This is a genomic window from Thermobifida sp., assembly GCF_017577275.1.
Taxonomy (GTDB): Bacteria; Actinomycetota; Actinomycetes; order Streptosporangiales; family Streptosporangiaceae; genus Thermobifida; species Thermobifida fusca.
The window spans coordinates 36712-56001 of record NZ_PITY01000030.1; the positions used below are offsets into that span (position 1 = coordinate 36712).

19 protein-coding genes and 1 pseudogene are annotated in these 19290 nt (G+C 68.8%); 11 read left to right on the forward strand and 9 right to left on the reverse strand.

The window, feature by feature from the left end; genetic code table 11:
- Window positions 1-14: 14 nt before the first annotated feature.
- From CW348_RS14455 to CW348_RS14465, 3 genes are read left to right on the forward strand one after another with little or no spacing between them, the layout of a single operon-like run.
- Entirely contained in the window at window positions 15-1046 is a 1032-nt protein-coding gene (locus CW348_RS14455; RefSeq protein ID WP_011291923.1) for an iron ABC transporter permease, read from the forward strand.
- On the forward strand, window positions 1043-2083 hold the full coding sequence (locus tag CW348_RS14460) for an iron chelate uptake ABC transporter family permease subunit (protein ID WP_011291924.1): 1041 nt from the start codon (window positions 1043-1045) through the stop codon (window positions 2081-2083). The genes CW348_RS14455 and CW348_RS14460 overlap by 4 nt, the downstream gene beginning before the upstream one ends.
- Window positions 2080-2979 (forward strand): ABC transporter ATP-binding protein, encoded by a 900-nt coding sequence (locus CW348_RS14465; RefSeq protein ID WP_287464054.1) that lies wholly within the window; start codon window positions 2080-2082, stop codon window positions 2977-2979. Before CW348_RS14460 ends, CW348_RS14465 begins: the two co-directional genes overlap by 4 nt.
- On the opposite strand, the gene CW348_RS14470 is transcribed toward CW348_RS14465, so the two are convergent.
- The 7 genes from CW348_RS14470 to CW348_RS14500 form a co-directional block, all read right to left on the reverse strand.
- Window positions 2942-4153, reverse strand: coding sequence for an SfnB family sulfur acquisition oxidoreductase (locus CW348_RS14470; RefSeq protein ID WP_104613024.1), 1212 nt, complete (start codon window positions 4151-4153; stop codon window positions 2942-2944). The genes CW348_RS14465 and CW348_RS14470 overlap by 38 nt on opposite strands.
- Window positions 4154-4261: 108 nt before the next feature.
- Complete coding sequence (locus CW348_RS14475) at window positions 4262-5515, reverse strand: acyl-CoA dehydrogenase family protein (RefSeq protein ID WP_061783500.1); 1254 nt, start codon at window positions 5513-5515, stop codon at window positions 4262-4264.
- A gap of 90 nt (window positions 5516-5605) precedes the next feature.
- On the reverse strand, window positions 5606-6763 hold the full coding sequence (sfnG, locus tag CW348_RS14480) for a dimethylsulfone monooxygenase SfnG (RefSeq protein WP_011291928.1): 1158 nt from the start codon (window positions 6761-6763) through the stop codon (window positions 5606-5608).
- A 129-nt stretch (window positions 6764-6892) separates the two neighbouring features.
- Window positions 6893-7417 carry a flavin reductase family protein gene (locus tag CW348_RS14485; RefSeq protein ID WP_011291929.1) on the reverse strand — a complete coding sequence of 175 codons (525 nt, stop codon included), beginning with the start codon at window positions 7415-7417 and terminating at the stop codon, window positions 6893-6895.
- 37 nt (window positions 7418-7454) lie between these two features.
- Entirely contained in the window at window positions 7455-7997 is a 543-nt protein-coding gene (locus CW348_RS14490; RefSeq protein ID WP_011291930.1) for an NAD(P)H-dependent oxidoreductase, read from the reverse strand.
- Between the two features lie 20 nt (window positions 7998-8017).
- Window positions 8018-9184 carry an LLM class flavin-dependent oxidoreductase gene (locus CW348_RS14495; protein WP_016188677.1) on the reverse strand — a complete coding sequence of 389 codons (1167 nt, stop codon included), beginning with the start codon at window positions 9182-9184 and terminating at the stop codon, window positions 8018-8020.
- A 59-nt stretch (window positions 9185-9243) separates the two neighbouring features.
- Window positions 9244-9705: a winged helix-turn-helix domain-containing protein gene (locus CW348_RS14500; protein ID WP_016188678.1), complete on the reverse strand. Its 462-nt coding sequence runs from the start codon at window positions 9703-9705 to the stop codon at window positions 9244-9246.
- A 543-nt stretch (window positions 9706-10248) separates the two neighbouring features.
- On the opposite strand from CW348_RS14500, the gene CW348_RS14505 reads away from it, so the two are divergent.
- The 8 genes and pseudogenes from CW348_RS14505 (at window position 10249) to CW348_RS14545 (ending at window position 17834) form a co-directional block, all read left to right on the forward strand.
- On the forward strand, window positions 10249-11343 hold the full coding sequence (locus CW348_RS14505; protein ID WP_011291933.1) for an LLM class flavin-dependent oxidoreductase: 1095 nt from the start codon (window positions 10249-10251) through the stop codon (window positions 11341-11343).
- The gene (locus CW348_RS14510; protein WP_011291934.1) at window positions 11340-12206 is read left to right on the forward strand and encodes an ABC transporter permease; all 867 of its coding nucleotides are present in this window, start codon (window positions 11340-11342) and stop codon (window positions 12204-12206) included. The genes CW348_RS14505 and CW348_RS14510 overlap by 4 nt, the downstream gene beginning before the upstream one ends.
- Window positions 12207-12242: 36 nt before the next feature.
- A complete protein-coding gene (locus CW348_RS14515) occupies window positions 12243-13292 on the forward strand; it encodes an ABC transporter substrate-binding protein (protein WP_011291935.1) in 1050 nt (349 codons plus the stop codon).
- A 121-nt stretch (window positions 13293-13413) separates the two neighbouring features.
- Window positions 13414-14063 (forward strand): annotated as a pseudogene (locus CW348_RS14525) (ABC transporter ATP-binding protein).
- A 108-nt stretch (window positions 14064-14171) separates the two neighbouring features.
- A complete protein-coding gene (locus CW348_RS14530) occupies window positions 14172-14720 on the forward strand; it encodes an RNA polymerase sigma factor (protein WP_227480866.1) in 549 nt (182 codons plus the stop codon).
- Window positions 14713-15495, forward strand: a complete 783-nt coding sequence (locus CW348_RS14535) for a methylated-DNA--[protein]-cysteine S-methyltransferase (protein WP_011291938.1) — start codon at window positions 14713-14715, stop codon at window positions 15493-15495. Before CW348_RS14530 ends, CW348_RS14535 begins: the two co-directional genes overlap by 8 nt.
- A gap of 393 nt (window positions 15496-15888) precedes the next feature.
- Complete coding sequence (locus CW348_RS14540; RefSeq protein ID WP_104613022.1) at window positions 15889-17145, forward strand: MFS transporter; 1257 nt, start codon at window positions 15889-15891, stop codon at window positions 17143-17145.
- An 80-nt stretch (window positions 17146-17225) separates the two neighbouring features.
- Window positions 17226-17834, forward strand: a complete 609-nt coding sequence (locus CW348_RS14545) for a hypothetical protein (protein ID WP_011291940.1) — start codon at window positions 17226-17228, stop codon at window positions 17832-17834.
- A 34-nt stretch (window positions 17835-17868) separates the two neighbouring features.
- Here CW348_RS14545 and CW348_RS14550 read toward each other — a convergent pair whose 3' ends face one another.
- Both CW348_RS14550 and CW348_RS14555 read right to left on the reverse strand, forming a co-directional pair.
- Window positions 17869-18618, reverse strand: coding sequence for an HAD family hydrolase (locus CW348_RS14550; RefSeq protein WP_104613021.1), 750 nt, complete (start codon window positions 18616-18618; stop codon window positions 17869-17871).
- A gap of 102 nt (window positions 18619-18720) precedes the next feature.
- Window positions 18721-19257, reverse strand: coding sequence for a MerR family transcriptional regulator (locus CW348_RS14555; RefSeq protein WP_011291942.1), 537 nt, complete (start codon window positions 19255-19257; stop codon window positions 18721-18723).
- Window positions 19258-19290: the final 33 nt, after the last annotated feature.

Consider the following 19290-nt stretch of genomic DNA (forward strand, 5'->3'; position numbering starts at 1 on the left):
TGCTCCCTGATCCCATGGCAAAGGCGATCGTGACCACCCCACCGGCGCCACTCCAGGCCAGCCCCGCCCGCACCACCCTGCTGCTCGGCGGCACCCTCCTCGCGCTCGCCGCAGCGGTCCTGCTCAGCCTCACCGTTGGCAGCAAACCCACCACTGTCGCGCAGGTGTGGGCGGCCGTGACCGGCACCGCCGACCCCTACACGACCACCGTGGTAGCAAGCCGCTACCCCCGCACCATCCTCGGCATCCTCGCTGGCGCTGCCCTCGCCGCAGCCGGACTGCTCCTGCAAGGCATCACCCGCAACCCCCTCGCCGACCCCGGCCTGCTCGGCGTCAACGCGGGCGCGATGGCAGCCGTCGTCACCGCGATCGCCCTGCTTGGCCCCACCTCCACCACGGCAACAGTCTGGTGGGCGCTTCCCGGCGCCCTGCTCGCCGGCCTCGTCGCCTACCTCCTCGGCGGCCGGGAAAGCACCGGCAGCACCGTCCGCCTCGTCCTCGCTGGAGCTGTGATCTCCGCCGTGCTCACCGCCTACGTGCAAGCCGTCGCGCTGAGCATGCCGCACGTCTTCGACAACTACCGCTACTGGGTGGTGGGCTCCCTGGCCGGCCGCGGCTTCGACGTGATCGCCTCCGTCCTGCCGTTCCTCACCGCCGGGGCACTCCTCGCCCTCCTGCTCTCCAGCAGTTTGAACACGTTGGCGCTCGGCGAAGAAACCGCCACCGCGCTGGGCGCCAACCCCTTCCTCATCCGGTCCGGCGGCCTGGCTGCCGCCACGCTGCTCGCCGCCGGAGCCACCGCCGCAACCGGACCGATCGCTTTCGTGGGCCTGGCGGTCCCGCACGTGGTACGCGCCCTCATCGGGGGCGACTTCCGCACCTGCATGCCCCTCGCCCTCCTCGCCGGACCCACCCTGCTGCTGCTCGCCGACGTCGTCGGCCGCTTCCTGCTGCGCCCCGCAGAACTCATGGTCGGCGTGGTCACCGCGTTCGTCGGCGCCCCCTTCCTCTTCCACGCTGTCCGCCGCATGCGGGGGCCGTCATGACCCGACCGTCCGCCCTGAACCTGCGTGTGGGCTCCGCGGTAGCGCTGCCCGTCCACCTGCGCTCCCTGCTGTGGGCGCTGCTGCTGGCGGCCGCCCTCCTCCTCACCGTCGTGGCCACCCTCTCCCTAGGAAAGCTGGGGATTCCCCTCACCGACGTGGCCGACGTGCTCACCGGCAACGCTTCCCCCGTCCACATGTTCGTCCTCCACCGGTTGAGCGGGCCGCGCGTGACCGTGGCCATCGGGGTTGGGGCTGCGCTCGGCATGGCGGGAGCCCTGTTCCAGTCCGTCACCCGCAACCCGCTCGGCAGCCCCGACGTCATCGGCGTGAACTGGGGGGCGAGCGCGGGAGCCGCCCTCGTCGCCCTAGCGTTCCCCGGCACCGTCCCCGTGCCGCTCGGCGCACTGCTGGGCGCAGTCGCCGCTGTGCTGACCGTGGCCACAGTGACCGGAACCGGGCTGCGACACCCCGGACGGCTCGTCGTCGCCGGGATCGGTGTTGCCGCCATGTCCGCGGCCTTCACCCAGTTCGTGGTCGCTGCCCTCGCCCGCGACCAGGCCAGTGTGCTCGCCGCCTACGTCAACGGCACCCTGTCGGCACGCTCCTGGGAGCACGCGGCGACAATCTGGCTGGTGGTTGCCCTCGCTGTTCCGCTACTCGCTGCCCTCGCCCAACCGGTAGCACTCACCGAGATGGGCGACGAGCTGGCCGACAGCCTTGGCGCGCGGGCTACGCGGACCCGCACCGCCGCAATCACCCTGTCTGTGGTCCTGGCAGCGGGCGCAGTGAGCGTGGCCGGACCGATCGCGTTCGTCTCTTTGACCGCACCGCAGATCGCCCGCCGCCTCACCCGGCTCGCTGGACCCAACCTCGTGGTTTCCGCGCTCGTCGGTGCACTCATCCTCGCACTGGCCGACCTTGCCGTGCAGCACTTCCCGTTCACCGACGGGCTTCCCGTCGGAATCGCCACCCTGGCCGTGGGCGGCATCTACCTGGGCTTCCTGCTGGTACGCGAGTGGCGGAGAGGAGCACTGTGAACCAGACCGCGACCAACGAAGAACCGTCCCCCGCGGCGGAGCAGGACTTTCCGCGGCGCGAACTGCGCGCCGAACACCTCACCCTCGGCTACGGAACCGCCCCCGTGGTGCGCGACCTCACCGTGGACATTGCCGAAGGCGAGTTCGTCGCGATCGTCGGCCCCAACGGCTGCGGCAAGTCCACCCTGCTCAAAGCCTTGGGTCGGGTCCTGCGTCCGCTGTCCGGCCGAGTACTGCTGCACGGCCGCGACATCCGCAAACAGCGATCCAAAGACGTGGCCCGGCAACTGGCGCTGCTGCCGCAGAACCCGGCTGTCCCCGAAGGGATCACCGTGCGCTCCCTCGCCGCGCGAGGCCGCCACCCCTACCACACGCTGCTGCGCCAGTGGAGCCCTGACGACGAGGCGGCCATCGACCAGGCCCTGGAACTCACCGGGCTAGCCGCGCACGCCAACAGCCTGGTGGAAACCCTGTCCGGCGGCCAGCGGCAGCGGGCATGGGTAGCAATGATCCTCGCGCAGAACACCGGGACCATCCTGCTGGACGAACCCACCACGTTCCTCGACATCGCCCACCAGTACGACCTGCTGGAACTCTTCGCCGACTTGAACCGGCAGGGCCGCACTGTGGTCGCGGTGCTCCACGACCTCGCGCAAGCAGCCCGGTTCGCCAGCCGCCTCATCGTCGTCAACGCGGGACGCATCGTCGCCGACGGCACCCCTAGTGACGTGCTCACCGCTGACCTCGTGCACCAGGTGTTCGGCCTCGCCTGCGACGTGATCGCCGACCCCCGCACGCACACCCCGCTCATCATCCCGCACGAACGGCACCCGGACCTGTGCCGGCAACCAGCCCAGATCAGATCTGACCGTGCCGCGGTGGACGCTGCCCGGTAAGCGCGAACCGGCCGAGATGCTGGATCTTCCACCGGATGGGATCGTGCAGGGTGTGGGTGCGCGCATCCCGCCAATATCGGTGCAGGTTGAGCGGATCCGCAGCGGACCGGGTGCCCGCCACCTCGAACAAGGCGTTGGCGACCGTGACCGCGGCCCGGCCGCCCGCCGCTTTTGCGGCCGCGACCGCAAGGGACGCCTCGGCCACGGTAGCGGCGGTCGGGTGGGCGTCGGCCGCATCCACTGCCGCCGCAGCACGCTCCAATAGGGCCTCGGCGGCCCGCACCTGGAGTTCCAGCTCCCCGAACTGCTGGACCACGAGGGGGTCGCCCGTCGCCGTGTCGCTTCCGCTCTCCACATAGGGCCGGCTCCGGGTCCGCACGAATTCTGCCGCCCGCTCTAGTGCGCCGCGAGCCAGGCCGATGTCGATCGCGGCATGCCCCAACTGGGCGAACGGTCCATAGGGGAAGGGGTGGGTAAACGAGCGGTAGTGCGGGACCACCCACGCGGCGGAGACGTCCACCCCGGTGAGGCGGACAGTGCCGCTGCCGGTGGTGCGCTGCCCCATGCCGTCCCAATCGTCGACCACCTCCACCCCGGGGGTGTCAGCGGGCACGAAGACCGCGTGCGGCTGGGGGTCCGCATGCCCGGAAACCGGCAGGAGAGCTGTCACTGCCAGCCACTGGGCGAACAGCGAACCGGTCGCGTAGTACTTGACCCCGGTGATCCGGTACCGGTCGGCCCCGGTCCGCTCCAGTGTGGTCCGCTGGTCGTGCGAATGCTTTCCGGTGCGCTCAGCCTGGGCGTTGCCGACCAGCGCCCCATTGAGCACGTCGGTGAACACTTTTTCTTGCAGTGTCGGGCTGCCGTTGCGGCGCAGTGAGTAGAGGAACGCGAAGTGGGGTTGGAGGATCTGCGCCACACTGAGGTCAACTGTTCCCACCAGGCGCATCACTTCGGCCACGGTTGCCGCCGCTACTTCCGCGCCGCCCCGCGAAGCGGGCACGGTGATTCCCAGCAGGCCGCTCGCGCGGATCTCCGCGAGCTCCGGCCACGGCAGTCTCCGTTCTGCGTCGCGCTGGTCGGCTTCGGCGGCCAGCCGCGGGACGAGAGCGTGGGCGGTCTGCAGCGCGTCACTGTCATCGGTGATGAGACGCGCAGTGACCGTGTCGGTCATCGGGGGTCCTCCTTGTGGTGTGCCAGACCGGGGTGTGCGACTGTCCGCTGGAGGGCCGCAGCGGAAGCGTCCGGCCTTAGAGCAGGCCGGACGCCGTACGGGAAAGGATCAGGTGTACCAGGTGGGTTCAGGGATCTCGTTGAGCAGCGTGTAGCGTCCCACTTCGCGTCGCTTGTAGGCCACTGGGTCGTGCAGGCTGTGAGTGCGCAGGTTGCGCCAGAACCGGTCGAGCCCCACCGACGATGCGGTGGCCCGCGCACCTGTGACTTCGAAGATGCGGGACGTGACCTCCAAGCCGACGTCGATAGCCCGCTGCTTGGCGGCCGCAACCCGGACCGCGATCTCGCCGCGCTGGCGTGCGGTCACGGCTTCCCGGTCGCCGTGGAGGATCTGGGAGAGCTGCGTGCCGACCTGGTCGGTGAGCGCCTCCACGGACCACAGCTTCGACTGCAGGTCCCCGTAGGCTTCGAGGATGTACCACTCGTCGACCGCGGACTCTTTGTTGTCCCTGCCGTAGGGCCACGGCCGGGTCGTGGACCGGGTGTAGGCGGCGGCGGTCTCCAGCGCCCCCTGGGCGATCCCCAGGTACAGGTTGGTGAACACGAGTTGGATGGCCGGCAGGTTCAGCGTGTTGTAGACGAGTGGGCGGAACTCCCGGTTGACGTAGCCTGCTGCGTCGTCCCAGGAGATGCGGACGTTGGTGATCCGGACGCTGCCGGATTCGGTGAGACGCTGGCCGATGTTGTCCCAGTCGTCTGCGAAGACGATCCCGTCCTGGGCGGAGGGGACGATCGCGAAAATGTGCTGGTCTGTTCCTTCCAGTACGCCTTCTAGCACGGTGAGGTCGGAGACCTTGCTTCCAGTGGAGAAGGTTTTGCGTCCGTTGAAGACGAGCGTGTCGCCGTCTTCGGTGATCACGAGGTCGTCGTCGCGGGGGTTGACTGCGCCACCGAAGAAGTACCGGTTGGTGGTGGCGAGCTCCTCGACTGCGGCGATCTGCTGCGGGGTGCCGAGGAACCGCACCGCCCACGACCACAGGTAGTGGTAGCCCAGCAGTTGCCCGATGGACCCGTCGGCCTTGGAGACTTCCCGGGTCACCCGGTAGGCGGTCTCCCAGGTCTGTCCGCCGCCCCCGTATTCGACCGGGCCGAGCAGGGTGACCAGGCCCGAGTCTTTGAGGAGTTGGACTTCGGCGTACGGGGTTTGGCCGGCGCGGTCGCGTTCCACAGCGTCGGCGGCGAGGATCGCGCCGACTTCGGCGGCCCGGGTGAGCCACTCGGCTGGGGTGCGCGGGGCTGGGCGGTCGTTCCAAGACCCGGCCGGGGAAGTTTCGGCGGGCCGTTCGGTCTGTTCCGTGCTCATGGTGCCTCCTCATCCGTGTGCGGAGAATCAGGACAGGTGTGCGGGGAGACCGGCCCCGGCGGGAGCGCCGGGGCCGGGGGACAGACCAGGTCAGGCGTGCTGGGCGGCGCGGACTGCTTCGGCGACGGGGGCGCCTTCAGCGAGGCGCTCGTCGACTTTCTGCTCCAGTTCGCGGATGATCGGCAGCACGGTGGCACCGAAGTTGGCGACGTCCTCGTGGTAGTGGAGGAATCCGAGGAGGAGCAGGTCCGCGCCGCGCGCCTTGTACTCCACGATGCGGCGTGCGATCTGCTCGGGGGTGCCGATCAGTCGGGTGCGGAAACCGTCGTTGTACTGCACGAGGTCGTCGAAGGTGGAGTCAGCCCACATGCCTTTGCCGTCGGCGGTGGACTTTCCGGCTTGGCGGACCGCGTCGCGGAAGTCGGCTACGGCCCGCCGGTCGGCTTTGGCGATGATCTCGCGCAGCACTTCGCGGGCTTCTGCTTCGGTGTCGCGGGCGATGACGAACCCGTTGAGGCCGAACCGGATCGTGCGTCCCGCCCGGGTGGCGTGGTCTCGGACCTCGGTCACCTGTTCGGTGAATCCTTCGAAGTCGGTGCCGTTGGAGAAGTACCAGTCGGCGTTGCGGCCAGCGGTTCCGCGGGCGGCCGTGGAGTTGCCGCCGAAGAAGATCTCAGGCAGTCCCCGGCCGGGCACGTCCAGCGGTTTGGGTTTGAGGTCGTAGCCGTGCAGCCGGTAGAAGTCGCCGACGAAGTCGCGTGGGCTGCCTTCCCACGCGGCGCGGAGGTAGCGGATGAACTCTTCGGTGCGCCGGTAGCGTTCGTCGTGCTCCAGCCAGGGTTCGCCGAGCGCGAGGAACTCGTTTTTCAGCCAGCCGCTGACCACGTTGATCGCGATCCGGCCGTGGGTGAGGTGGTCGGCGGTGGCGACCCACTTGGCGAGGACACCCGGGTGCCACAAGCCGGGGTGGACTGCTGCGATGACGCGCAGCCGCTCGGTGGCCAGGGCGAGGGCGAGACTGAAGCTCGTGGATTCGTGCTGGTGGTCGGCCCCGTAGCTGGCGATGTACCGCACTTGGGTGAGCGCGTAGTCGAAACCGTTGTTCTCGGCGAGGACCGCGAGTTCGCGGTTGTAGTCGTAGCTCCAGTCGGTGCGCTGCTCGATGGTGCTGGTGACGAGGCCGCCGCTGACGTTGGGGACCCAGTAGGCGAACTTCAGCGGTGCGGGCTGGGACGGCTGGTCGGTCACGGTGGTGTTCCTTTCCGGCTAGTGCTGGTGGAGGGCGGACGCAGAAACAAGTCTTTATTTCCTACTTGAAAAGTAGGTTATTGGCGGATGGGACGGTATTCCGCAGTCCTCCCAGGGAGACGCGGCCCTTTAGAACGGGGTGAATCCCCCGAACGATCCGCGGTGGTAGAGGAGCGGAGACCGGCGCGGATCATGGACTGTGCCGGCGACGACGCGGCCCACGACCAACCAGTGGTCCCCGATGAGGCGGGTCGCGGCCCGGGAGCACACCAGCCGCGCGGTCACCCCGTCCAAAGCAGGCACCCCGTCCCGGTCGCGGGACCAACGGGTCGGCGGAGCGAACCGGTCCACTCCTTTGGCGGCGAAACGGGTGGCCAGCTCGGTTTGGTCTGCACTGAGCAGGTGCACGCCGAAGAGGCTGGCCTGGCTCAGCCGAGGCCACGTGGACGACGTGGTGGCGACATAGAAGGACACGAGGGGCGGGTCGAGGCTGACGCTGGTGAAGGACGTGGCAGTCAAGCCGACGGGGTGGCCCGCCACGTCAGCCGTGACGATGACGACCCCGGCAGGGTGGTGGCGCAGGAGCTGGCGGAACTGGTCCGCGGCGATCGGAGGGCGCTGCGCCGGGCGCACAGCGGTATGGGAATTGCCCATCGAGACTCCTCGAAGTGCGGTCTGGCAGCGGCGACAGCTACACGGCTGTCCGACTGTGATGGCGTGCGCGGATGTGGGGGGCGACCTGAGCCGTCCAGGAAGCCACCACGGAGTCCAGCTCCGGGCTGGCTGATCCGTCCCGGGGCACGGTGTCGTGGAGGACAGCGAGTCCGGGCGACGGGACATGCGCGCCGAGCTCGACAAGCAGGGGGCGCAGGTGCACTTCGACGGCGAGAGTGTGCGCCGCAGAGCCCATGACGAGCAGCGGCAGGGCGGTCGCACCGGCAAGGGCACCACTAGGGAGCAAGTCCAGGAAGACCTTGAGTAGCCCGGTATAGGTCGCCTTGTAGGTCGGGCTCGCGACGACGAGCAGCTCGGCCCGGCTCACCTGCTCCAGTGCCGCAGCGACCTCGGCAGGCGGGCCGGGCAGCAGCAGCGACGGGGCCAGTGGGGCAAGCTCGACCAGTTCGGGGTCACCGGGGAGTCCGAGTGCGCCCGCTACGTGGCGGGCCGCGGTCAGCGCCGCAGTGGCGGTACGCGACTGCGGACGCGGATTCCCGACGAGGACAGTGATGGACACGGTGGTTTCTCCTCGGTTTCTTAGGAAGCGGGAGCCGACAGCCGCGGGCTGCCCACGAAAGGTACGTGCACGGGCGCGGCGTCAGTATCAGCGGCAGGGGGGCGCCACAGCCCACGCTGCCGCAGCAAGGGAAGCACGCCTTCACCGAACCAGTAGGCCTCTTCCAGGTGCGGGTAGCCGGAGAAGATGAACTCGGTGATGCCCAACCGGTGGTATTCCTCGATGCGGTCGGCCACCTCGGTGTGGCTGCCGACGAGCGCGGTTCCTGCCCCGCCGCGGGCCAGCCCAACCCCGGCCCACAGGTTGGGGGAGACCTCCAGACGCTCGCGGCTGCCGCCGTGGAGGGCGAGCATGCGGCGCTGGCCTTCGGATTCGCTGCGGACCAGCCCGGCTTGGACCTGCGCCACCGTGGCGGGGGAGAGGCGTTCCAGCAGGTGGTCGGCTGCACGCCACGCTTCAGCCGCGGTGTCGCGCGTGATGACATGCAGTCGGATCCCGTAGGTGAGGGTCCGTCCGGCCTGGGCGGCCAGTTCCCGGACCCGGCCGATCTTCTCTGCGACGGCAGCGGGAGGTTCGCCCCACGTCAGATAAGTGTCGACGTGGCGGGCCGCCACGCGGAGGGCAGCGGGGGAGGAGCCACCGAAGTAGAGGGGAGGCCGCTGCGGGGGCGGCTGGTGGAGTACCGCTTCCTCAACCGTGAGGTGCGCGCCGCGGAAGGTGACAGTGTCCCCCTCCCACAATCGGGTCACGATCTGGAGGAACTCGTCGGTGCGGGCGTAGCGCGCTTCCTTGTCGAGGAAGTCGCCGTAGCTGCGCTGCTCTGCGCTTTCTCCGCCGGTGACCACGTTGAGGAGCAGCCGACCGCCGCTCAGCCGCTGGTAGGTCGCTGCCATCTGCGCAGCCAAGGTGGGCGATACCAGTCCGGGGCGGAAAGCGACGAGGAATTTCAGTCGCTGCACCGCGCCGAGCACGATCGCCGTGGTGATCCACGCGTCCTCGCACCATGCTCCGGTCGGGGTGAGCACGCCTTCGAAGCCCAGGTCCTCAGCGGCGCGGGCGATCTGGGTGAGGTAGCCGGCTGAAGGGGGCCGCGAGCGCCAGGCGGAGGCATCTGCCGGGTCGCCGTCAGCGACGAGGCCGCGGCTGTCGCCCTGCGTGGGCAGGAACCAGTGGAAGGTCAGGGACATGAGCGGCGTCCTTCTGTTGCGCGGAGCAGGAGGGCGGAGCTGGAAGGCTGGGATGGGTGTCAGCGGGGCCGGTAGACGTAACCGACCCGCCGCACGGTGACGAGCCGTTCGCCTAGCGCGCCGAGCTTGCGGCGGATCCGGTGGACGTGGACGTCCACCGAGCGGGCCGTGGTATGCGCTTCGGGAGCCCACACCTGGTCGAGGAGTTCTTGGCGGGTGAACACCCGCCCGGGAGCTGAGGCCAGGTGGGCGAGCAGCCGGAATTCCTGGTAGGAGAGGCTGACGGGTTTTCCGTACGCCCACACTTGCCATGAGTCGCGGTCGATGACCAGAGCGTCGTCATTCAGTGGACCGGTGGCGGTGCTGTCCGTACCGTTGGCGGCCTCGACGACATGGCCGACGACGACCATGACTTTGCGCCGGTCTGTCAGCGGGATGACGCCGAGGAGCCGCTCCTCGTCACGGTGAGGCAAGGCAGCGTCAGCGTCGCGCACCGGGCGGTGGATGTCGCTGGTGAGCATGGCACCATGATGCGCCAATAACTCAATTAAGTCTACCTGTTTAGTGGGTTTTATTTTTGTTACCTCCGCGGCCAGGGGAGGCTGTGTACGGGCACCGCGGCTCTCTGCCCGGAGCAGACCAGGCGCGCCAGGCGGCGGGCCCGCCTCCCCAGGGGGCACTAGCGCGCCCCGCCGAGGAGCTCTGCCAGGCCGTCTGAACGGGGGAGTGCGGTACTCCGAAGCTTCACCAGAATGCGCCCCGGTGGGTCCAGGGTGCACTGCCCGGCCTGTGGACGCCGCCACCCCGGGTCAGGGTGCTTCGGTAGGCAGACCTCAGGGGAGCTGGCAGGCGGACTGGCGATCACCCCAGGAAAAACGCGGTGTCAACGCGCGATGAGGCCCCTGTTGCTCTGCAATGAAGGAGCTTTTCGGAAGGGTGTCTGCGTCGCGACAGGCAGGCGGTCGACAGGCGCATCCTGGGCAGGCGTGCCATATAAGAGTTTTCCTACCTATATAGTTGGTTTTGTCTGTAGTGCGACGCCTCCGCGAAAGGTGGGCTCCCGCATGCGTTTCCACTGGTTCCTGCCGACTACCGGGGACGGATACGCGGTCCGCAACTCCACGATCCGTCTCGACACCGGTGACACCCCCGCGCCTGCGCGCCAGGCCACCCTCGGCTATCTCGCCCAGGTTGCCCGCGCCGCAGAGAGCGCCGGTTTCACCGCGGCTCTCACCCCCACCGGTGCGGGCTGCCCTGACCCCTGGACCATCTGCGCAGCACTCAGCCAGCACACCGAGCACCTGAAATTCCTCGTCGCTTTCCGGCCCGGCTTCATCCTGCCCACCCTGCTCTCCCAACAGGTGCGGGCCTTCCAGGACATCTCCGGCAACCGACTGCTCGTCAACGTCGTCACCGGGGGAGACCCGGTCGAACAGCGGGCCTACGGCGACTTCCTCGACCACGACCAGCGCTACGCCCGCACCGCCGAATTCCTCACCGTGCTGCGCCGCTCCCTCACCGGAGCACCCGTCGACTTCACCGGACGCTACTACCAGGTGGAACAGTGGGGACCCGCAGACCCGCTCGACCCCGCACCCGACATCTACTTCGGCGGGGCCTCCCCCGCAGCTGAACAGGTCGCCGCCACCCACAGCGACGTCTACCTCATGTGGGGCGAGCCGCCGGACATGGTCGCCCAGCGGATCGACCGAATGCGCACCCTGGCCGCCAACGCCGGCCGCACCCTCCGATTCGGCATCCGCCTGCACATCATCGCCCGCGACACCTCCGCCGAAGCCTGGCGGGAAGCCGAACGGCTCCTCCACGGCATGGACCCCGAGCGCATCGCAGCCATGCAGCGCTACTACGCCCGCATGGACTCCGTGGGCCAAGCCCGCATGGCCAGCCTGCACGGCGGCTCCACCCGCTCCCTCGAAGTCGCCCCCAACCTGTGGGCGGGAATCGGCCTCGTCCGCGAAGGAGCAGGAACCGCGCTCGTCGGCTCCTACGACGAAGTAGCCCAACGTCTCGTGGACTACCAGGCCCTCGGCATCGAAGAGTTCATCCTCTCCGGCTGGCCCCACCTGGAAGAGGCCTACCGCGTAGGCGAATACGTCCTGCCCCGCACTCTCGCAGCCACCGCAGCGCCAACGCCATGAACACTGCCGTCCGGCCCCGCACCGGCCCCACAGACCGCGGCTCCGGGACCCGCCTCAACTCCGACAACTCCACCCGGAGCCGCTTCCACCTTTCCGCAGCCGCCCGCTCCCTCGGGCTGCGCGCCCTCGCTGTAGGCGGCTTCCTCCTCCTGTGGTGGGCAGTAGCTCGCGCCGAGATCTGGCCCCCGGTCATCCTGCCCCCGCCCCACGCTGTCTGGGAGCAGGCCGTCGCAACCACCACCGAAGGGTTCAGCGGATCCACCCTGCCCGAACACCTGTGGGCCAGCATGCGACGCATCCTCACCGGCAGCGGATACGGCACCGCCGGAGGAATCCTGCTCGGCCTCCTCATCGGACTGGTCCCCGCCCTGCGCGTCATGCTGGGGCCGCTCATCTCCTTCGTGCGTGCCCTGCCCCCACTGGCCTACCTCAGCCTGCTCGTCATCTGGTTCGGCATCAACGAAGAACCCAAGATCTGGCTGCTCATCATTGCCTCCCTGCCGCCCGTTGCCGTGGCCACCGCTGACGCGGTCCGCAACGTCGGCCCCGACTACCTCCACGCGGCCCGCTCCCTCGGCGCACGCTCCTGGCGGCTGCCGCTGTGGATCGTCCTCCCCCACGCGCTCCCCGAAGTGATCACCGGGGTCCGCATCGCGGTCGGCGTGGCCTACACCTCCGTCGTCGCCGCCGAGACCGTCAACGGGCTTCCCGGTATCGGCGGCATGATCCGCGAAGCCCAGCGCTTCAACCAGACCGACATCGTCATCCTCGGACTCTTCGTCATCGGCCTGTCCGGGCTGCTCATCGACGGCATCCTGCAGCGCATCGACCGCATCCTCGCCCCCTGGCGGGGCCGAACCTGACCCGCACACCAGATCCGCTCCCCCTAGGAGAACCCCATGATCTCATCGCGATCCCCCCGCACCCTGACCACGGTGCTCGCACTCGCCGCCACCCTGCTGGCCTCCGCGTGCACAGCCGCCGAGGAGAGCACCGACCCTGCCGACGGCGTCCCCGCCCAACTGCGCATCGGCTACCAGTCCATCCCCAACGGAGACCTCATCGTCAAGCACTACGGCTGGCTGGAAGAAGCCCTGCCCGACACCGAGATCATCTGGAGCAGGTTCGACTCCGGCGGCGACGTCAACACCGCCTTCCTCGCTGGAGAACTCGACATCGCCTTGGCTGGAAGCGCCCCCGTCACCCGCGGCCTGTCCCAGCCTCTCGACATCGACTACCAGGTAGCGTGGATCCACGACGTCATCGACGACAACGAAGCCCTCGTCGCCGTCGAAGGCATCACCGAGGTCGCCGATCTGGCCGGCACAACGGTCGCCGTCCCCTTCGCCAGCACTACCCACTACCACCTCATCGCCGCCCTCGACGAAGCCGGCCTCACCGTCGACGACGTCACACTCCTCGACCTGGAACCCCCAGACATCCTGGCTGCCTGGCAGCGCGGCGACATCGACGCGGCCTTCGTGTGGTACCCGGTGCTCGGGCAACTGCGCGCCGCGGGCGGCACGACCCTCATCACCAGCGGAGAACTCGCCGACCGCGGCAAGGTCACCGCAGACCTCGGCGTGGTCAGCACCGACTTCGCCACCGCCTACCCGGAAGCGCTCGCCACCTGGGTAGAGCAGCAGAACCGGGCCGTGGCCCTGATCCAGGAAGACAAGGCCGCCGCGGTCGAAGCCATCGCCGCCGAACTCAACCTGGACGCCGAGGAAGCCGAAAAGCAGATCGACCAGCTCATCTTCCTCAACGCCGCAGAACAAGCCTCCCCCGATTACCTCGGCACCCCCGACCACCCCGGCCGGCTGGCCGAATACCTCCGGCTGACCGCTGAGTTCCTCGCCGACCAAGGGGAGATCGACGCGGCACCCGCCTTGGCGGACTTCCAAACCGCCCTCGCGCCCCAAGGAGTCGCCCGTGTCCTGGAGCCCTAGCCCCACGACCGCCGCCCTGGAACTGCGAGAGGTCGGCCACGACTATCCGAGCCGCGACGGCACAGTCCCCGCACTCGACGGCATCACCCTCTCCCTCGACCAAGGACAGCACCTCGCTGTCGTGGGCCCCTCCGGGTCAGGGAAGAGCACCCTGCTACGCCTGATCGCCGGCTTCCAGCAACCCACCCGGGGCACGCTCACCGTCCACGGCACACCCGTGACCGGCCCCGGGCCTGATCGAGGCGTCGTCTTCCAACAGCCCACCCGTTCCCCTGGCTGAGCGTGCTCGCCAACGTGGAGTTCGGCCTGCGCATGGCAGGCGTCCCGCGCAAAGAGCGCCGGGAGCGCGCCCTGCACCAGCTCGCACTGGTCGGGCTGGCCGACACTGCGCGGATGCGCCCCTACGAGCTGTCGGGCGGGATGCAGCAGCGGGTCGCCATCGCCCGCGCCCTCGCCCCGGACCCCGGCATCGTGCTCATGGACGAACCGTTCGGCGCACTCGACGCGCTCACCCGAGAACGCATGCAAGAAGAACTGCGCCTGCTGTGGCGGCACACCCGCAAAACCCTCGTGTTCATCACCCACGACGTGGAGGAGGCGGTCTTCCTCGGCACCCGGATCATCGTCCTCAGCGCCCGCCCCGGCCGGATCATCCTCGAGGAGAGCTCAGACCTGCCCTACGAGGAGAATCCCCGGGCAGCACCCGGTTTCGCGCGGCTAAGGGAACGCATCACCGAGGCGGTGCGCCACGCCGCCCACCAGGCCCACTGAACACCGACACGAGCAGAGAAAACACCCGCGCACCGGGGAGAGCGCACGACCGCGCCGGGAACCGATGTGCGGGTGCAACCTTTCCGGCGTGCCCGGGGTTACCAGAGTGTGAGCACCATCGCGGAGACCGCCGACGACGCCGACCGCTGGTTCATCGAGCTGTACGACCAGCATCGCAGTGCAGTGTTCTCGGCCGCGCTGCGGCTCTGCGCCCGCTGGGCGGATGCCGAGGACCTGGCTGCTGAGACATTCGTGCGGGCATACCGGGCTGCCGGAAGCTACGGCCCGGAACGCCGCTCCCAGATGCGACCCCGGGCCTGGTTGATGACCATCCTGTGGAACGTGTGGCGCAACCGGGCCCGCACTGCTGCCCGCAAACCCCCGCCAGCACCCCTCACCGACGACGTCGACCTCGCTGATCCCCGGCAGGACGTCGCTGAAATCGCCGAACACCACGAGACCAGCGGGGCGCTTGCCACACTGCTCAACCAGCTCTCCACCATGCAGCGGGAAGCGATCGTGCTGCGGTATGTGGCCGACCTGTCCCTGAGCGAGGTTGCCGCGGTCCTCGGTATCCCCGAGGGCACCGCGAAATCCCACATCTTTCGCGGGCTCGCCAAGCTCCGCGCACTCACCCGGGGAGGTAGCTATGCGTGAAGAACCATTGGAACAGCAGCTCGCAGACCTGGCCGTCGACGCCCCCGCCGACTTGATCGACCGGATCGTGGCCCGCTGGGTCACCGTGGAGAGCCCGATCGGGGAGCTTTTCGTCGCCTACACCGACCACGGCATCGCCTATGTCCGGCGGCACGGAGCCGAAGCAGCCGAAGAGTTCCGCCGCCGCTTCCAGCGGCCGCTGGTGCGCGCCCCCCGGCCCCCGGCTGGACTGGTGTCGGCGCTGCGGCGCGGACGCAGCAGCACGCTCACTTTTGACTTGCGGGGCCTGTCCGACTTCCAGGTTGCGGTGCTGCGCGCCACTCGGACCATCCCGCGGGGTGAAGTGCGCCCCTATGCCTGGATCGCCCAGAAGATCAACCGGCCTAGAGCAGTGCGCGCGGTGGGCACGGCGCTGGCCACCAATCCGGTCCCCGTGCTGATCCCCTGCCACCGTGTGGTCCGCTCCGACGGTTCCCCCGGCGAGTACATTTTCGGGGCTGAAGTCAAGCACCGCCTGCTGCACGACGAGGGCACCAATCTCGAGGAGCTGCATACGCTGGCCCGGCGCGGCATCTTCTACGTGGCTAGTGACACCACCGGAATCGTGTGCCATCCGACGTGCCGCCACGCCCGCCGAATCACCCCGCCCCACCGGAAAGGGTTCCGTACCTTCGCCGAGGCCGCTGCCGCGGGATACCGCCCTTGCCAGCACTGCCAGCCCGCTCCCACGGTAGCGACGCCAGCTCCAGGGCTGTCCCGCGACGAAGAGCGGTGACACGGCGGGAAGCGCTTCCGTTCCGGAGACCGACCTTGTTGGGGGAAGGGCGAACGGGAAGAACGGGGGATTTTCCACCGGGATCCACGCTGGCGGCAGGCGGAAAACGCGGGTGTTCCCGGTGAAGCCGACACAACAGACAGGAACGAACAGAATAGAACAGCGAATTGGTGGCCCTACCTCTCCTTGGTGTGGTAGAGCCGTGTCCCACGGGGATCCTGCTGAATGCTTTGCTGTCGCCGGTGAAGCACCCCTAGGCGTGGGAGCGCTCCCAAATAAGGGATCATCATTCGCCTAGGCCGTACGCTCCGACTACATCAGGACTGATTCCGGCCAGACCACCACCGGTCTGCCGCCGCAACAGAAGCCCGACCCGGGAACGGGGGAATTCGTGTGGGAATTGCGCGGGAAACATCCGGCATAGGCCGGCTCATCCTCGGTGTCTTCAACGCCGCTGCCTTCGCCGGCCTCTCCACGGTGGTCCTGCCACTACTGCTCGACCAGCGCGGCGTCACCAAACCAGAGATCGTCATCTTCTACGTGCTGTTCGCCCTCGCCGCCATGGCGGCCAGCCTCCTCGGAGGCGGATGGTGCCGCCGACACGGGCGGTACCGGACCGGGATCGCCCTCGGCGCCACCCTCGGCCTCGCCGGAACGGCCTTCCTCGCCGCCCCCACCCCCGGGTGGGCGATCTACCCTGCCGCCTGCGGCATCGCTGTCGGCGGCCTCATCTACCCGTCCTTCGTGGCGCTACTCGACAACGGAACCCGCTCCGAAGCCCGCGTCATGAGCCTGGTACGCACCGTATTCATCATCGGCTACATTGCCGGGCTCGGCCTCGCCTCCGCCATGTTCCTCGCCGAACAAACCCTGGGCCCGCTCTTCCACCCCATCTACGGAGGCATGGCCCTCTACGGGCTCATCCTGCTGATAAGCGTCACCCTCCCCGCGGTCGCCCACCCCAAGCCGACCACACCCGAAGACCCGGCAGCCCGCGGCCGCAAGAAAGAATGGTGGCTGGTGGCCCTGGCCGTGGCCGCGGTCTTCCTGCTCCGCGGCGCCGACAACCTCCGTCAGGTCTACCTGCCGCTCTACGCCCTGAGCGCAGGCATCGCGGAATCCGTCATCCCCAGCCTGTTCGCCCTCACCGCCTTCGTGGAGATCCTCGTCCTGGTCCCCCTCGCCACCGCCGCCGAAAGATACGGCAGCGTGCGCACCCTCGTCGGGGTCTGCGTGATCGGCACCCTGTCGTTCCTCCTCGTCGCGGTGGGCACCGGATACGGCGGACTCCTCACCGCCCAGGTGCTCTACGCCGTGTTCACCGCCGGATTCCAAAGCATCGCCGTGGTCATGCTTGGCCAGGTCACCCGTGCAGGAGTCTCCGGCGGAATCGGCGCATTCGTGGCCATCTTCCACCTCGGCTCCGTGATCGGTGTGACCGTGCCCCTCGTCGTCCCCGGCTACTCCGCGGCGATCTTCTGGATCGGCTGCGGACTGTGCCTCTTGGCGGCCGCAGCCGTGGTCGCAGTAGGCGGAGACCTCGACCCCGCCCACCGCGAAACCGCGAAACAGCCATCCCCCGCAGCGCACAGGAGCGTGGAGAAAACCGTCTCAGCGCCCGACTGGCACGATGGTCCTGCGACCCAGTGACACCGGCCCCAATGGCAGCACAATTGCGTCTAGGGTGCCCAGTGTCCCACCACCCCTGAACCACAAGAACAGGACCGAAAGTGACCGGAATCACCCCAGCTCCGTTGCGCGCCTTGCGGCGCCGCGTAGCAGTACTCGTCGGCGAAGTACTCTCCCCTGGAGTTCTGGTCACGGTTGCCCTGCCCTTAGTCGGCTGGACCGGCACCCGCAGCCTCACCGGTGTCGGCTGGGGGCTCTTTGCTGCCCTCTGCTGCGTGGCCGTCCCCTACATCGTGCTGTTCCTCGGAGTCCGACGCGGCTACTGGCAGGACCACCACTTGAGAGACCGCCGGCAGCGCACGGTGCCGTTCCTCATCGCCACCGGCTGTGCCCTCACCGGCTGCGCCGTACTGCTCCTGCTGGACGCCCCCCGCATCGTCCTGGCCCTGGTCGTCGCCATCCTGGCCGGACTCGTCAGCACCAGTGTGGTGAACAGGTGGTGGAAGATCTCCGTGCACACGACAAGCGCTGCCGGGGTCGCCACTGCGCTCGCGTTCACCTACGGGCTCATGTGGGGAGTGGCCGCTCCCGCGGTCGCGCTCGTCGCCTGGTCGCGGGTCGAACTCGATCACCACACGGTCGCCCAAGTCGTTGCGGGCGCACTCCAAGGGGCGGTGGTGTGCGGCACAGTCTTCGCGCTCCTGCATTGACCACGAAATCCCGCAGCGCGCCTGTTCCCCCGGATCAAGGGAGCCGCAGCTCCCCGGTCCCGGTGAGAAGCCGGACGACCGCGGCCGTGTCCGTCAGGTCATCGAGCACGGCGTCCGCTCCCGCAGCAGCAAGATCAGCGCGGCTGCTGCGCCCGGTCGCCACCCCGACCGCCCGCACGCCCGCGTCGTGGGCGCCGCGGATGTCGTGCGGGGTGTCGCCGACCACCACCACGCTCGCAGAATCGAACGGCCCGTGCCGTTCCCCGGCCCGGGCCATCGCCCAACGCACCAGGTCCGCCCGGTCGACACTCTGGTCCCCGTAGCCGCCGAGAGACAAGTCGAGATACCCGGCCAAACCGAACGCAGCGAGCTTCGCTGCAGCCAGATCCCGGATATTGCCTGTGACCACCGTCTGCACAGCGCCAAACCGGTGCAGGGCCTGAAGCGCCGCATCAGCACCAGGCAACGCACGTCCCACTTCGCGCATCCGCGGACGCAGTTTCTCCGCCGCCTGGACGAGCGCTGCAGAGAACCGGGAGACCAGGTCGGGGCACGGCCTGATCCCGTTGCGCTGCAGCGTCTCCGTGATGATGGCGAGCTCGGTGCGTCCCGCCATCTCCGCCACCGCCTCCGGGAAACGGCCCACGACGGAAGCGAAGGCGTGCGCATACAGCTCCTGACTGACCGTGCCCACGGTGAGGAGGGTGCGGTCGATATCCCACAGGACAAGACAAGGGGAGGGGATGGTGGTCACGGTGCCGATGGTCTCATACCGCCCCACCATGGCGGGGGAGAGGGCAGCCTACCCCCCACGTAGCCGCAGTGTCGGAGACGTTCCCCGCCCAGCTCTGGGCGCGGACCGCTCCCCATGCCTGAGGGAGCGGTATTAACGCTGACCCGTGGGGGAGGAGGCGGAACCGGCGGCCTGGGCTTCCTCTCCCAGCAGGCGCAGCAGCTCCGCGGCACCGCTGTTCGCCTCCCCGCCGCCTTCAGCGGCTGCGCGAATGAGGTCGTGCAACCGGGAGAGCAGCCGAATCCGCTGTTCCAGCACGGCCATCTTGGTGGCGAGCATGGCATGGGTGCGCGCGGAAGCCTCACCGGTGCGCTCCTGCGTCCCCTGGCACAGCTCCCGCACCTCTTCCAGGGAGAAACCCAACTCCTTGAGGAGCAGCGCCCCCTGGACATAGGAGAGGTACTCCGGCGGATATCGGCGGCTCCCACCGGCCGTGCGTTGGGGCGTGGGAAGGATCCCCAGCTCCTCGTAGTAGCGGATCGTGCGGGGAGAAACCTGGGCGCGCCGTGCGAGCTCGCCGATACTGAGCAGGCTCCGGGCAGTACCGGACGACGGCGCAGAAGCGTCCTGCTGCTCAGGAGACGCAGACGAGGACGTCCGCGCCGCCCCGGAGGAGATGCGCGTGGACATCGGTGGACTCCCAAACACTCAGAGAATTAACGG

Coding starts and splice junctions, on each gene's coding strand:
- CW348_RS14550 (WP_104613021.1), bottom strand. CDS start 18,618: ATGGTGGGGCGGTATGAGACCATCGGCACCGTGACCACCATCCCCTCC.
- CW348_RS14500 (WP_016188678.1), bottom strand. CDS start 9,705: ATGCTCACCAGCGACATCCACCGCCCGGTGCGCGACGCTGACGCTGCC.
- CW348_RS14455 (WP_011291923.1), top strand. CDS start 15: ATGGCAAAGGCGATCGTGACCACCCCACCGGCGCCACTCCAGGCCAGC.
- CW348_RS14535 (WP_011291938.1), top strand. CDS start 14,713: ATGCGTGAAGAACCATTGGAACAGCAGCTCGCAGACCTGGCCGTCGAC.
- CW348_RS14555 (WP_011291942.1), bottom strand. CDS start 19,257: ATGTCCACGCGCATCTCCTCCGGGGCGGCGCGGACGTCCTCGTCTGCG.
- CW348_RS14510 (WP_011291934.1), top strand. CDS start 11,340: ATGAACACTGCCGTCCGGCCCCGCACCGGCCCCACAGACCGCGGCTCC.
- CW348_RS14460 (WP_011291924.1), top strand. CDS start 1,043: ATGACCCGACCGTCCGCCCTGAACCTGCGTGTGGGCTCCGCGGTAGCG.
- CW348_RS14505 (WP_011291933.1), top strand. CDS start 10,249: ATGCGTTTCCACTGGTTCCTGCCGACTACCGGGGACGGATACGCGGTC.
- CW348_RS14515 (WP_011291935.1), top strand. CDS start 12,243: ATGATCTCATCGCGATCCCCCCGCACCCTGACCACGGTGCTCGCACTC.
- CW348_RS14485 (WP_011291929.1), bottom strand. CDS start 7,417: ATGGGCAATTCCCATACCGCTGTGCGCCCGGCGCAGCGCCCTCCGATC.
- CW348_RS14470 (WP_104613024.1), bottom strand. CDS start 4,153: ATGACCGACACGGTCACTGCGCGTCTCATCACCGATGACAGTGACGCG.
- CW348_RS14475 (WP_061783500.1), bottom strand. CDS start 5,515: ATGAGCACGGAACAGACCGAACGGCCCGCCGAAACTTCCCCGGCCGGG.
- CW348_RS14495 (WP_016188677.1), bottom strand. CDS start 9,184: ATGTCCCTGACCTTCCACTGGTTCCTGCCCACGCAGGGCGACAGCCGC.